This is a genomic window from Streptomyces sp. HUAS MG91 (assembly GCF_040529335.1).
Taxonomy (GTDB): Bacteria; Actinomycetota; Actinomycetes; order Streptomycetales; family Streptomycetaceae; genus Streptomyces; species Streptomyces tabacisoli.
Window position 1 is genome coordinate 2,490,832 of sequence record NZ_CP159534.1, and the last position, 13,397, is coordinate 2,504,228.

Here is a 13,397-nt window from a genome sequence, read left to right on the forward strand (position 1 = left end):
CGTCACACCCGCACGCGCGCGGCGATCGGAAGGTGGTCGCTGGCCGTCCTCGGCAGCGTCCACGACGACACCGGCTCGACGCCCCTGACCATGATCTGGTCGATCCGCGCCATCGGGAACGCGGCCGGCCAGCTGAACCCGAATCCGCTGCCCGCCGCGCCCTGCGTGGAGCGCATCTGGGCGGTGACGGGGCTCAGGGCACGGTCGTTCATCGTGCCGTTGAGGTCGCCGAGCAGGATGACCTTGCCGAGCGGTTCGTGGGCGATGGCCTCGCCGAGGGCGTCGGCGCTCTTGTCGCGCTCGCTGGCGGTGAACCCGGAGTCGAGCTTGACCCGCACCGACGGCATGTGGGCGACGTACACGGCCACCCTGCCCTCGGGCGTCGCGACCGTGGTGCGCAGCGCGCGCGTCCAGCCCAGCTTGATGTCGACGGGCGCGGTGGCGGAGAGCGGGTACTTGCTCCACAGTCCGACGGTGCCCTGGACCGCGTGGTACGGGTACGTCGCCGCGAGCGCCTTCTTGTACGTCGGCAGCGCGTCGCTCGCCAGTTCCTCCAGCGCGACGACCTGGGCGCCGGACGCGGCGACGTCCCTGGCCGTGGCGGTCGGGTCGGGGTTGTCCGCGTTCACGTTGTGGGTGGCGACCGTGAGGTCACCGCCGCTCTTCTGCTTGTCGGTGAGCAGTCCGCCGAAGACGCTGAACCACACGATCACCGGGACCAGCACCGCGATCACCGCGGTCGCCGACTTCCGTACGAGGGCGAGGACCAGCAGCACCGGGACGAAGACGCCCAGCCACGGCAGGAAGGTCTCGGTCAGCGAGCCGAGGTTGCCGATGGTGTTCGGAATCTGCGCGTGGAAGAGCATGACCAGCGCGACCAGCACCGCGATGACCGCCAGCACGATGCCGCGCCGCCAGTACCCGCGATCGCGTCGCAGCCGCTCCCCGAGGCGCCGCAGCCGGGCACCCGGCCCCTGCCGCCCGGATCCCTCGGCGTCCCCGCCGTCGTACGCCTGCGCCATGCCCTCGTCGCCTCACTGCTGCCGTGCCCGCCGTTGTCGCCCGTCCGACCCTAGGCGATGCTCAGCGGCTTTCCGTCACCTCACACCCTTCAGGGGGCGGTTCGGTGACGTCCGTACTGCCACGAGGACGAGCAAGGCGGCGTGCGGAGTTCCGGTCGTGGAGGTTTATGAACTTCTCTGTGACGAAACCCGCACATTCGTCTGGGCTCAGCTCTGCGCCTTGAGTCCCGCGAGGACGGTGTCGACGATGCGTTCCGAGAGGTCGTCGGCCAGCGGCGCGTCGGATCGCATCATGGTGCGCAGCAGCATCGGCCCGGTGAACAGGTCCCCGGAGAGCTCGATGTCGATCCCCGCGGGGAGTTCGCCCTGGGCGACGCCGCGCCGCAGCACGTCGTAGAGGAGGTTGCGCCGGGGTTCCACGACGACCGAGTGGTACGCGTCCCAGAGCTTCGGCAGGGTCTTCATCTGGGCGAAGACGTTGTGCAGCAGGGCCGACGTGCGCAGGTTGAGGCCGCGCCTGCGCATGTGCTCCAGGAGGCGGACCAGATCGTCGCGGAGCGAGGTGCCGGGGAGGTCGGGGTCGGGCTCCTCGATGGAGGCGACGACGTCGACGAAGAGTTCCTCCTTGCCGGACCAGCGCCGGTAGATGGTGGCCTTGCCGACGCCCGCGGTACGGGCGATGCGCTCGATGGACAGCTCGGCGAGCGGCACCCCTTCCTCCAGGAGCCGCACGACGCCCTCGACGATGGCCAGTTCGACGGCCTCGCTGCGCGGGCGGCCCCGGGCGGGCGCCGCGCCGTCCGGGGCCGGGACCCGCGAGGCGGGCAGCGAATGCCGTCCCGCCCGTCGCGCGCCGCGCCCCGTATCGACGCCCTCCATGCTTCCCACGGCTTCCACCTCGCGCATCTTCCGCCTCGGCACCGGACCGGCCGGCGACCGGAACACGGCCCTCCGACCGGAATCCAGTCCTCCGACCGGGCTCCGGGGCGATTGTCTCAGCGCCGCACGCCCCGGGGCACCCGGCTCAGCCGCCCGTGCCGACCTTCTCCGCCTCGTCGCTCCGCTCGGCGGGCGCGGCGGGCGGCCTGCCCGGCAGGAAGAGCCCGGTGACCACGGCGCTCAGCAGCGCGATCGCCGCTCCCCACAGGGCGGTGACGTGCATGGCGTGCAGGAACGAGTCGTTGGCCGCGCCGACCAGGCCCTGGGCGCGCGGCCCGAGCTTCTCGGCGACGCCGAGGGTGGCCTCGATGGACGCGCCCGCGCTGTCGCGCACGCCGGCGGGCAGCAGCCCGAGCTTGTCCTCGATGCCGGCGCGGTACGTGGTCGAGAGCACGGAGCCGAGGACCGCGATGCCGAGCGCGCCGCCGACCTGCCGGAAGGTGTTGCTCAGCGCGGACGCGGAGCCCGCCTTCTCGCGCGGCAGCGCCTGCATGATGACGACGCTGGTCGGCGTCATCACGTGCGCCATGCCTGTGCCCATGAGGAAGAAGATGACCTCCAGGAGCCAGATCGGAGTGCCGGCGTCGAGGACGGTGAACGCGGCGAGCATTCCGGCGAGCAGCACGAGCCCGCCGGTGGTCGTGGCCTTCACGCCGATCTTCTCGACGACGATCCGGGCCCGCGGCGCGAAGATCAGCTGGGCCACGGCGAGCGGCAGCATCAGGGCGCCGGTCTGCAGCGGCGAGTATCCGCGCACGCTCTGCGTGTAGAAGACGGAGAAGAACGTGACGCCCATCAGCGCGAAGAAGACCAGCGCGATCGCGGCGATGGCGGCCGAGAAGACCTTGTTCTTGAAGTAGTCGATGTCGATCGACGGGTGGTCGCTGCGCTTCTCGTAGAGGACGAACACGGCGAGGACGACGAGGCCCGCGACGATCGTGGCGATGACCTTGGGGCCGGTGAAGTCGCCCTCGTCGCCGCCCTTGATGATCCCGTAGACCAGCAGCACGAGACCGACGACGGACAGCACGACGCCGACCAGGTCGATCCGGCCGGGCTTCGGGTCCTTGGAGTCGGGCACGAGCGCGAGCATCAGGATCACGGCGAGGATCACGATCGGCACGTTGACCAGGAAGACCGAGCCCCACCAGAAGTGGTCGAGCAGCAGTCCGCCGGTGATCGGGCCGATGGCGATGGCGAGGCCGACGCCGCCGGCCCAGATGCCGATGGCCTTCGGCTGCTCCTCGCGCTCGAAGACGTTCATCAGCACGGCGAGGGTGGCCGGCATGACGAAGGCGGCGCCGAGGCCCATCACCGCGCGGAACGCGACGAGCTGGGCCGGTGTGCCGGACTCGGCGGCGAGCGCGGAGCCGATGCCGAACACCAGCAGCCCGCCGATGAGGACCTTCTTGCGGCCGATGCGGTCGCCGAGGAGTCCGGCGGTGAACAGCAGTCCCGCGAAGACGAGGGTGTACGCGTTGATCGCCCACTCGAGCTCGCTCTGCGTGGCGCCGAGGCCCGTGGGCGCGGGGGTCGAGATCGTCTTGATCGCGACGTTCAGGATGGAGTTGTCGAGGACGACGATCAGCAGGCTCAGCATGAGCACGCCGAGGATCGCCCAGCGACGGCGATGCACGGCCTCCGGTATCCGGGGGGCCGCGGGAGCGGCAGGAGTGGTCATGTGTACGACACTAGACTCATTTCGATACGGACCCGTCTCGTATTTTAAGTATTAGGGACATCCGGGCGAATCCCTTACCGGGGCTTTACGCGGAGGTGGCCTCTGGCGCCGGAGCGGCACCGGGTGCCACCATGGAGGTGATCCGGGGACGCCGTCAGGGCGCCTCGAGACGACGGAATTGAAGGAGCGGTTGCGATGACGCAACACACGCCACTCCAGGCTGCCCAGACGCAGTCCACCGACAGCAGCGGTACGGGTTCCGGGGCTTCCGGCAACCCGAAGGCGCTGTACGGGGGCACCAGCAGCCGGCGCATCACGGTGCGGGACATCTCGCTCGCCAAGGAGCGGGGCGAGAAGTGGCCGATGCTGACCGCGTACGACGCGATGACGGCCTCGGTCTTCGACGAGTCGGGCATCCCGGTGATGCTGGTCGGCGACTCGGCGGGCAACTGTCACCTGGGCTACGACACGACCGTCCCGGTCACCCTGGACCAGATGATCATGCTCTCGGCAGCCGTCGTGCGCGGCACGTCGCGGGCGATGATCGTGGGCGACCTGCCGTTCGGCTCGTACCAGGAGAGCCCGACGCAGGCGCTGCGGTCGGCGATGCGGCTGGTGAAGGAGGCCGGGGTCGGGGCCGTCAAGCTGGAGGGCGGCGAGCGCTCGCACTCCCAGATCAAGCTCCTCACCGAGGCCGGCATCCCGGTCATGGCGCACATCGGGCTGACCCCGCAGTCGGTCAACACGCAGGGGTACCGCGTGCAGGGCCGGGGCGAGGAGGCGGCGCAGCAGTTGCTGCGGGACGCGAAGGCGGTGCAGGACGCGGGGGCGTTCGCGGTCGTCCTGGAGCTGGTTCCGGCGGAGCTGGCGGCCGAGGTGACGCGGATCCTGCACATCCCCACGGTCGGCATCGGGGCCGGGCCGGAGACGGACGCGCAGGTTCTGGTCTGGACGGACGCGCTCGGGCTCACCGGGGGCAAGATGCCGCGCTTCGTGAAGACGTACGCGAATCTGCGGTCCGTGATGTCCGACGCGGCGAAGGCGTTTGCGGAGGACGTGGTTGGCGGAACGTTCCCTCTGGAGGAGCACTCCGTGCACTGATCCCCACCCTTGAGCCATAGCGGCACCAACGCGGCCCGCCGATCTTCCCCCGTCGGCGGGCCGCGGCCGTTTTGGGTGGCGGGTGTCCGGCGCGGCCTTCGGCCTGCGCGCCGATCGGAGGCCGGGGCGCCTACAGCCGATAGCCGATCTGTCAGCGACATATCGGTGGCTGTCGGTCGGATGTCGGTGGGTTGTCGGTGGGGGGTGACACCTTGAGGGCATGACGCGAAACGACAAGACCCCAGACGGTGGCCTCCAGGGCCGCCCGGTGGCCGTGTCCGTACGGGGACTGGTCAAGCACTACGGCGAGACCAAGGCTCTGGACGGCGTGGACCTGGACGTGCACGAGGGCACCGTGATGGGTGTCCTCGGGCCGAACGGCGCCGGCAAGACCACCCTCGTACGCTGCCTGTCCACCCTCATCACTCCCGACTCCGGCACGGCCATGGTCGCCGGGTACGACGCGGTGAAGCAGCCCCGGCAGCTGCGCCGCGTGATCGGCCTCACCGGCCAGTACGCCTCGGTCGACGAGAAGCTCTCCGGCCGCGAGAACCTGTACATGATCGGGCGGCTGCTCGACCTGTCCAAGAAGGAGTCGCGGGCCCGGGCCGACAGCCTGCTGGAGCGCTTCTCACTGACGGACGCCGCCACCCGCCCCGCGAAGACCTACTCCGGCGGCATGCGCCGCCGCCTCGACCTCGCGGCGTCGATGATCGGCCGCCCGCACGTCCTGTACCTGGACGAGCCGACGACCGGCCTCGACCCCCGTACCCGTAACGAGGTGTGGGACGAGGTCAAGAGCATGGTCCGCGAGGGCGTCACCGTCCTGCTGACCACGCAGTACATGGAGGAGGCCGAGCAGCTGGCCTCCGAGCTCACCGTCATCGACCGCGGCCAGGTCATCGCCGCGGGCGGCATCGAGGAGCTGAAGGCGAAGGTCGGCGGCCGCACCCTGCGGATCCGCCCGGCCGACCCGCTGGAGCTGCGCCCGCTCGCGAACGCCCTGGACGACCTGGGCATCACCGGCATCGCCACCACCGCGGTGGACGCCGAGTCCGGCACCGTCCTGGTGCCGATCCTCAGCGACGAGCAGCTGACGGCCGTCGTCGGCGCGGTCACCGCGCGCGGCATCACCATCGGCTCGATCGCCACCGAACTGCCCAGCCTGGACGAGGTGTTCCTCTCCATCACCGGCCAGAAGGCCTCCGCCCCGCAGGACGCCCGGCCCGAACTCGCGGAGGTCGCCGTATGAGTACCGCCACCCTGACCCGCACGGCGCCCACCATCAAGGTCGACGCCGACCCCAAGATCGGCCTGCGCGGCCATCTGCGCCACACCGGCGCCCTGATCCGCCGCAATCTGCTGTGGATCAAGCAGGACCCGGAGTCGATGTTCGACGCCATCCTGATGCCGGTCGTCTTCACCCTGCTGTTCGTGTACGTCTTCGGCGGCTCCATCGGCTCCGCGATGGGCGGCGGCCAGGACGCCTACGTCCAGTACGTGATCCCGGGCATGGTCGCCATGATGTCGATGAACATCGCGCAGGGCGTCGGCACCGGCTTCAACGAGGACTTCCAGAAGGGCATCATGGACCGCTTCCGGTCCCTGCCCATCGGCCGCGGCTCGGTGCTGATCGCCAAGGTCGTCGTGGAGATGCTGCGCCTGCTGTGCGCCACGACGGTCCTGATGATCGTCGCGCTGCTGGTCGGCTTCGACATCACCAACTGGGCCGGTCTGTTCGGCGCGATCGGCCTGACCGCGCTGTTCGGCTCGTCCCTGATGTGGATCTTCCTGGTGCTCGGCGTGACCATGAAGAGCGCGCAGGCCGTGCAGGCCATGGGCTTCCTGGTGATGATGCCGCTGCAGTTCGGCTCGTCGATCTTCGCGCCGACCCAGTCGATGCCGGGCTGGCTCCAGTCCTTCACGAGCTGGAACCCGATCTCGGCGCTGGCCGACACCTGCCGCGCCCTGATGACCGGCGGCCCGGTCGCCCACGACCTGTGGGTGACCCTCGCCTGGACGGCGGCGCTGACCGCGGTCATGGCGCCGGTGGCGATCCGCAAGTTCACCACCAAGAGCTGAAGCACCGAGGACCGGGTTCAGCCGGTCGGCTCGCGTCGCAGCAGGGCGGTGGCCTCCTCCACGGAGAGGCCGCCGCCCTCGGCGTTCTCCCGCGCGTACCGCTCGTCGCCGAGCGCCTCGCGCGCCGCGCGCTCGGCCCGCCCCCGCCAGTCCCGCTCCATGACGTTGCGCACGTGTCCGGGCGGCAGCGAGGCGTCGGAGGCGCCGATCAGCCGGGCGGCGGTCGCCGCGTCGCCGGGGCCGCCGCGCAGGGTCAGCGCGTTCGCCGCGGTGAGCAGATGGAGCGCCGCCAGATGCGGTTCGAGCATCGTCGCCAGCGGATCGTCGGCGACGTCGAGCGCCTCCCCGGCCTTCGCCAGCGCGAGATCGGCGGAGCCCTCCAGCGCGTCGAGCATGCCCTCCAGGCCGAGGAGCACGGCCCGGAAGAACAGCACCTCGGAGACCTTGAACTCCTGCCGCAGCTGCCCCAGGAGTTCGCGCGCCTCCGCGGTACGGCCCGTCGAGGCGAGCCGGGTGAGCAGGAACATCCGGGCCGCCGGCCAGGCCTCGTTGTGGTACTTGCGGGCCGGGTCGAGGGTGTCGCGCAGCATCTGCTCGCCGCGCTCCCCCTGCCCCTGCTCGATGAGCACGTTGCCGAGCCGTACCGACAGGATCGCGACCTGGGCGTGCGCGCCCATCTCCTCGGCGACCTCCTGGGCCCGGACGAAGTCGGCCGCGGCCGCGTCGAACCGGCCCAGCCGCTCGTACGCCTCGCCGCGCACCGACAGCGCCTCCGCCCTTCCCCACGCGTCGCCGAGCCGGGTGAACAGCTCCAGGGACTCGCCGGCGTCGGCGAGCCCCGCCTCGGCGGTCTCGACGCGGTTGGCCAGCAGGTTGGCGCGCAGGTGCAGCATGTGCGCGAGCTCCCAGTCGTAGCCGAGGGCGCGGCAGGTGCGCGTGGTGCGCTCGCTCAGCTCCTCCATCCGCTCGCCCTGGCCCGACATCAGGACGGCGAAGTACCAGAGGTGTCCCGGGGGACGGCAGGTCTGCGGCAGGTCGGGGCCGAGGGTGTCGACGATCGTGCGCAGCCGGGCCTTGCCCAGCTCGCCCTGCCACACCCCCAGCTCCATGTCCATGTAGCCGAGCCGGGTCAGGTGCACCTCGCGGCGCGCCTGGTCGAGGAGGTCGCCGGTGAGCGGCGGCGGCACGTCGGTGCAGCGCTGGTGGACCGGCGGTGCGGGGCGGGCGTCGGGGCCGAACGGGTCGGGGCCGAGCGCCGCCGCCTCCAGGGTCCAGGTGCGGGCGTCGGTGCGCAGGTCGCGGATCATCCAGAACCAGAGCAGGGACAGCGTCAGGCTGAGCATCTCCTGCTCGTCGCGGGCGGCGGCGGCCCGGCGCAGGGCGGTGCGCAGGTTGTCGTAGTCGCGCTCGATCCGGGCGATGGCCGCGCGCTGGCCCGCGCCGCGCAGCAACGGGTCGGTGGTGCGGGCGAGTTCGCGGAAGTACGTGAGGTGGGCGCGCTCGGCGGCGGTGCGGTCGCCGGCCTCGTCGAGCCGGTCGCCCGCGTACTCGGCGACGGTCTCAAGGAGGCGGTAGCGCATCTCGCCGCTGTCGTCGGGGGCGGCGACCACGAGGGACTTGTCGACGAGGGAGGACAGGGTGTCCAGCGCCTCGGGTCCGCAGACGGTCTCGGCGGCGGTGAGGTCGCAGCCGCCGCTGAACACGGAGAGCCGGGCGAGCACGGCGCGTTCGGTGGCGTCGAGCAGGTCCCAGGACCAGTCGACGACGGCGCGCAGGGTCTGCTGGCGGGGCAGGGCGGTGCGGGCGCCGGAGGTGAGCAGCCGGAAGCGGTCGTCGAGGCGGTCGGCGATCTGGCGCGGGGTCAGCATCCGCAGCCGGGCCGCCGCGAGTTCGATGGCGAGCGGGAGGCCGTCGAGGCGGCGGCAGATCTCGGTGACGGCCGCCAGGGTCTCCTCGGACTCGTCGACGCGGAATCCCGGGCGGACGGTGGCGCCGCGCTCGCCGAACAGGCGCAGCGCGTACGGCTGCGGCAGCGGTTCGACGGGGTACAGGACCTCGCCGGGCACGCCGAGGGGTTCGCGGCTGGTGGCGAGCACGGTCAGGCCGGGGCAGCGGGCGAGCAGGTGCTCGGTGAGGGCGGCGGCGGCCTCGATGACGTGCTCGCAGTTGTCGAGTACGAGGATCATGCGGCGGTCGGCGCAGTGCTCGACGAGGCGGACCAGGGGGTCGTCGCCCTGGCGTTCGCCCGCGACGCGCAGCTCCTCGGCGCCGGCGCCGCGCAGCACGGTCTCGCGGGCGCCGAGCGCGCTGACGAGCGCCTCGGGGACGGAGTCGGGGTCGCTCACCGGGGCCAGCTCGGCGAGCCAGACGCCGTCCGGGGCGGTGGTCCCGGCGAGGCCTTCCGCCGCTTCCTGGGAGAGGCGGGTCTTTCCGGCGCCGCCGGGGCCGAGCAGGGTCAGCAGGCGGGTGCGGGTGAGGTCCTCGCGGATGACGTCGATGTCGGTCGTGCGGCCCACGAAGGAGGTGAGGCGGGCGCGGAGGTTGCCCGGGGGGCGGGGCTGCGCCGGGGCCGCGGCGGACGCCGTGCTGCGGTCGGGGCCTGCTGGAGACGCCTGCCCCGCGCCGGGGCGCCGCCTTGCCCGCCCTGCCGCCCCTGGCGGCAGATCGCCCAGGGCGACGGACGTCGTCGAGTCCAACAGGTCGGAGTGCAGGGCTCTCAGCTCGGGGCCGGGGTCCGCGCCCAGACGGTCGGCGAGGGTGCGGCGTATGCCGTCGTACGCGACGAGCGCCTCGGCCGCGCGGCCCGCGTCGCGCAGCGCGCGCAGCCGCAGCACCTGAAGGGCCTCGTCGAGCGGGTGCGCGTCGCACAGCGCGGTCAGCTCGGGCAGTGCCTCCTCGGCGCGGCCCAGGGCGAGCCGGGCGGCGAGCCGGGTGCGGCGGGCGTCCAGGTGGCGGGTGTCCCAGCGGGCCGCCTCGCCGATCCGGTCCGGGAGGTCGGCGAGGACGGGCCCGTGCCACAGCGCGAGCGCCTGGTCGAGCAGTTCGACGGCCTTGCCCGGGTCGCCGTCGGCGAGGCCGCGGGCGCCGTCGGCGGTCAGCCGCTCGAAGCGGAACAGGTCGATGTCGTCGGCCACCGCCGCGAGCCGGTAGCCGCCCTCGTCGGAGGCGACGGCGCGGGCGCCGAGCACCCGGCGCAGCCGTCCCACCAGTGCCTGGAGCGCGCCCTGCGCGTCGGCGGGCGGCTCGGCGCCCCACACCTCGTCGACGAGCGCCGCCACCGGCACGGTCCGGCCCGGCCGCAGGGCGAGCACGGTGAGCAGGGCACGCAGCCGCGCCCCGCCGACGGGAACGGCCGTGCCGTCGTCGCGGAGTGCCTGGGTGGTGCCGAGGAGGCGGTAGCGCACCGGACTATTGTCCCCGCCCGCGCACGGAGCGGCCGCCGGGTCCGCCGAGAGCGTCGAGAACGACCGGTGCGCCGTCGTCCCCGCGGGCCGGGTCGTGCCCCGCGAACCACTTCGGGCAGGTGTCCGCCGCCCGCGGCCACCGCTCCCCCGGCGAGCCGTGCGGCAGCGCGTCGAGCCGGCTCCCGCACCACCCGGTCCATGACGTCACGGGTCCAAGCCTCTCCGGAACTCCCACGCCCGCGCGACACGTTTCCCCGCGGGGCGGGTACGTTCGTCCACGCCCCCCGCCATCCGACCCGGGAGTCCCGCCCTCATGAGCACCGCCACATCCCGACGCGGCGACAGCAGGATCAGCCCCGTCTTCCTCGGCATCGCCGCGATCACGGCCGTGGCCGGCTGGGCGGTGTGGACGGATTTCGCCTCCCAGCCCGGCTTCGCGGTCTTCCTGTTCGTGACGGGGGCGTGGATCGTCTCGCTCTGTCTGCACGAGTACGCGCATGCCCGCACCGCCCTGCACAGCGGCGACATCTCGATCGGCGCGAAGGGCTATCTGACCCTGAACCCGCTCAAGTACACGCACGCGCTGCTCAGCATCGTGCTGCCGGTCCTCTTCGTGATCATGGGCGGTATCGGTCTGCCCGGCGGCGCGGTCTTCATCGAGCGGGGCCGCATCCAGGGCCGCTGGAAGCACAGCCTGATCTCGGCGGCGGGCCCGCTGACGAACGTGCTGTTCGCGATCGTCTGCACGGCCCCGTTCTGGCTGGACCTGCTGGACGGCGTGCCGGACACCTTCCGCTACGCGCTGGCCTTCCTGGCGCTGCTCCAGGTGACGGCGGCGATCCTGAACTTCCTGCCGGTGCCGGGCCTGGACGGCTACGGCGTCATCGAGCCCTGGCTGTCGTACAAGGTGAAGCGGCAGGTGGAGCCGTTCGCGCAGTTCGGCCTGATCGCCGTGTTCGCGCTGCTGTGGATCCCGTCGGTGAACCAGGTGTTCTTCGACGTGGTGGACGCCCTGCTGCGCGCGCTCGGGGTGCACGACTGGGACACCTACTGGGGCCAGCGCTTCTACCGCTTCTGGCAGGGCACCCCGGAGATCCCGGTGTTCACGCAGTAGGGGCGTTCTGGGCCTTCTCGGCCTTGGCCTTGCGGGCGTAGAACCAGGTCATGTTCGACGTGATGCCCGCGATGAGCACCCACACGATCCCGAGGAAACTGCCCTCGACGAAGGACACCACGGCGGCCACGACGGCGAGCAGGCAGACGACGAGAGCGAAGAGTGCGATGCGGGGCATGGGGTCGGCTCCAATACACGGCTGGTGTTCGCCGACCAGTGTCCCCCATGCCCCGCCCGCGCCCGAAGGCGACCCGTACCGGCCCTTGTGGGGGTTATCGGGTGGTTATACGTCCGTGACGCGCAGGCCCGCGTGCGCCTTGTAGCGGCGGTTGGTGGAGATCAGGTTGGCGACCAGGGACTCCACCTGGTGGGCGTTGCGCAGCCGGCCCGCGAAGACCCCGCGCATGCCCGGGATGCGCCCGGCGAGCGCCTGCACGAGGTCGGTGTCGGCGCGGCTCTCGCCGAGCACCATCACGTCGGTGTCGATCTCGTCGGTCTCCGGGTCGGCGAGCAGCACCGCCGACAGGTGGTGGAAGGCGGCGGTGACCCGGGAGTCCGGGAGCAGGGCCGCGGCCTGCTCGGCGGCGCTGCCCTCCTCCGGCTTCAGGGCGTACGCGCCCTTCTTGTCGAAGCCGAGCGGGTTGACGCAGTCGACGACGAGCTTGCCGGCGAGGTCGTCCCGGAGCGCTTCGAGGGTGGCGCCGTGCCCGTCCCACGGCACGGCGACGATCACGATGTCGCTGCGCCGCGCGCACTCGGCGTTGTCGGCGCCCTCGATCCCGAGACCGTGCTCGTTGAGTTCCTCGGCGGCTGCCTGCGCGCGCTCGGCGGCGCGGGAGCCGAGGATCACCTTCTGGCCGGCCCGCGCGAACCGGTAGGCGAGGCCCTTGCCCTGCGGTCCGGTGCCGCCGAGCACGCCGACGACGAGGCCGGACACGTCGGGCAGGTCCCAGGGGTCCTTGGCCGGGGCCTTCGGGGCGGTCTGTGCGCTGTCATCACTGGTAGTCATGGAGCGACCTTACTCAGAGGTACCGGGCGGCGACCCGTACGGGCGGTCTTGCCGCGAACCTCACATCGGGGCGGGGTTCTTGAGGCAGCATGCGGCCCCATGGACGCCGTACGAGTAGCGCTGCTGCGCGAGGTCCTCGCGGGCACCGAGTGGCCGGCCGCCACCCGCCGTTTCGCCGGGTCCCTGCGGTCCTCGGTGGGCGCGCACGGGGGCGGGCTGCTGCTGGTGGGCACCGAGGAGTACGAGCCCTGGCACCTGGCCGCGCATCTGGTCGACGAGGCCGCCTGGTCGGGCACGCCGGAGCTGTCGCCGACCCTCGTGCGGCATGCCGCGCGCCCCGGGGATCCGGCTCATCTCGCCGTCGGGCTCGGGCGGCTCGCGGCGGCGCGGCGCGGGGAGACGCTGCTGGTGGTGACGCCCGACGCGGTGGGCGCTCCGCTGCTGGAGCGGGTGCACGACGCGCGGCGGGCCGGGGCGACGGTGCTGGCGCTGGACGGGCTGACCTCGGCCAATACGGACCTGCGGGCGCTGGCGCACGACGCGCTGGCCGTGCCCGGCGGGGCCGAGCTCGATTTCGACACCGTGCAGCATCTGGTGAGCGCGGCCGCCGGGGAGAACGCGGTGCCGGTGCCTCGGGGGCGGCGGTCGTTCCGTGACCGGTTGTCGAGGCTGGCGGATCATCTGACGGCGCCGCCGCCCTCGCGGTGGTAGGCGGTCGGGTGCGGCTCCGGTGGGGGCTGGTCGCGCAGTTCCCCGCGCCCCTGAGGCATGCGCCGCGCGCAGCCTCCCGGGGAACATGCGCCCCAACGGCGGCTACCCCTTGTCATGCCACTTCGGGTCGCTCTCCCATTCGAGGTTGCGCTCCTGCGCGGTCTGCATCGCGTGCTCGGCCTCGGCGCGGGACGCGTACGGTCCGAACCGGTCCTTGGCGGGGCACTCGGGGCCCTCCTCGACCTTCTGGTGCTCCAGGCAGTAGTACCACTCGCCCGGCTTTCCCACGGTCCGCTTCTTGAACAGGGCCATGTCCGACTCCTCTCCTCGGGAC

Annotated in this window: 13 protein-coding genes; 5 read left to right on the top strand and 8 right to left on the bottom strand. The window is 72.3% G+C overall.

Going from position 1 to position 13,397, the window contains the following annotated elements:
- Positions 1–2: 2 nt before the first annotated feature.
- The 3 genes from ABII15_RS11525 to ABII15_RS11535 form a co-directional block, all read right to left on the bottom strand.
- Positions 3–1,022, bottom strand: a complete 1,020-nt coding sequence (locus ABII15_RS11525; protein ID WP_353942205.1) for an endonuclease/exonuclease/phosphatase family protein — start codon at positions 1,020–1,022, stop codon at positions 3–5.
- A 207-nt stretch (positions 1,023–1,229) separates the two neighbouring features.
- Positions 1,230–1,901 (bottom strand): TetR/AcrR family transcriptional regulator, encoded by a 672-nt coding sequence (locus tag ABII15_RS11530; protein ID WP_353947025.1) that lies wholly within the window; start codon positions 1,899–1,901, stop codon positions 1,230–1,232.
- Positions 1,902–2,046: 145 nt separating this feature from the next.
- Positions 2,047–3,642: an MFS transporter gene (locus tag ABII15_RS11535; RefSeq protein ID WP_353942206.1), complete on the bottom strand. Its 1,596-nt coding sequence runs from the start codon at positions 3,640–3,642 to the stop codon at positions 2,047–2,049.
- A 195-nt stretch (positions 3,643–3,837) separates the two neighbouring features.
- Between ABII15_RS11535 and panB the strand changes: the two genes are divergently transcribed.
- From panB to ABII15_RS11550, 3 genes are all read left to right on the top strand, one after another.
- On the top strand, positions 3,838–4,743 hold the full coding sequence (gene panB, locus ABII15_RS11540; RefSeq protein ID WP_353942207.1) for a 3-methyl-2-oxobutanoate hydroxymethyltransferase: 906 nt from the start codon (positions 3,838–3,840) through the stop codon (positions 4,741–4,743).
- Between the two features lie 220 nt (positions 4,744–4,963).
- The gene (locus ABII15_RS11545; RefSeq protein WP_353942208.1) at positions 4,964–5,995 is read left to right on the top strand and encodes an ATP-binding cassette domain-containing protein; all 1,032 of its coding nucleotides are present in this window, start codon (positions 4,964–4,966) and stop codon (positions 5,993–5,995) included.
- Positions 5,992–6,825 (top strand): ABC transporter permease, encoded by an 834-nt coding sequence (locus ABII15_RS11550; RefSeq protein ID WP_353942209.1) that lies wholly within the window; start codon positions 5,992–5,994, stop codon positions 6,823–6,825. Before ABII15_RS11545 ends, ABII15_RS11550 begins: the two co-directional genes overlap by 4 nt.
- A gap of 17 nt (positions 6,826–6,842) precedes the next feature.
- On the opposite strand, the gene ABII15_RS11555 is transcribed toward ABII15_RS11550, so the two are convergent.
- On the bottom strand, positions 6,843–10,229 hold the full coding sequence (locus ABII15_RS11555) for a BTAD domain-containing putative transcriptional regulator (protein WP_353942210.1): 3,387 nt from the start codon (positions 10,227–10,229) through the stop codon (positions 6,843–6,845).
- 4 nt (positions 10,230–10,233) lie between these two features.
- Positions 10,234–10,437 (bottom strand): hypothetical protein, encoded by a 204-nt coding sequence (locus tag ABII15_RS11560; RefSeq protein WP_353942211.1) that lies wholly within the window; start codon positions 10,435–10,437, stop codon positions 10,234–10,236.
- Between the two features lie 105 nt (positions 10,438–10,542).
- On the opposite strand from ABII15_RS11560, the gene ABII15_RS11565 reads away from it, so the two are divergent.
- Entirely contained in the window at positions 10,543–11,343 is an 801-nt protein-coding gene (locus tag ABII15_RS11565) for a site-2 protease family protein (protein WP_353942212.1), read from the top strand.
- On the opposite strand, the gene ABII15_RS11570 is transcribed toward ABII15_RS11565, so the two are convergent.
- Positions 11,333–11,521 carry a hypothetical protein gene (locus ABII15_RS11570; RefSeq protein WP_353942213.1) on the bottom strand — a complete coding sequence of 63 codons (189 nt, stop codon included), beginning with the start codon at positions 11,519–11,521 and terminating at the stop codon, positions 11,333–11,335. The genes ABII15_RS11565 and ABII15_RS11570 overlap by 11 nt on opposite strands.
- A gap of 105 nt (positions 11,522–11,626) precedes the next feature.
- Positions 11,627–12,352, bottom strand: coding sequence for an NADPH-dependent F420 reductase (gene npdG / locus ABII15_RS11575; protein WP_353942214.1), 726 nt, complete (start codon positions 12,350–12,352; stop codon positions 11,627–11,629).
- Between the two features lie 99 nt (positions 12,353–12,451).
- Between npdG and ABII15_RS11580 the strand changes: the two genes are divergently transcribed.
- Positions 12,452–13,063 (top strand): hypothetical protein, encoded by a 612-nt coding sequence (locus ABII15_RS11580; RefSeq protein ID WP_353942215.1) that lies wholly within the window; start codon positions 12,452–12,454, stop codon positions 13,061–13,063.
- Positions 13,064–13,165: 102 nt separating this feature from the next.
- Here ABII15_RS11580 and ABII15_RS11585 read toward each other — a convergent pair whose 3' ends face one another.
- Positions 13,166–13,375 (bottom strand): hypothetical protein, encoded by a 210-nt coding sequence (locus ABII15_RS11585; protein WP_353942216.1) that lies wholly within the window; start codon positions 13,373–13,375, stop codon positions 13,166–13,168.
- Positions 13,376–13,397: the final 22 nt, after the last annotated feature.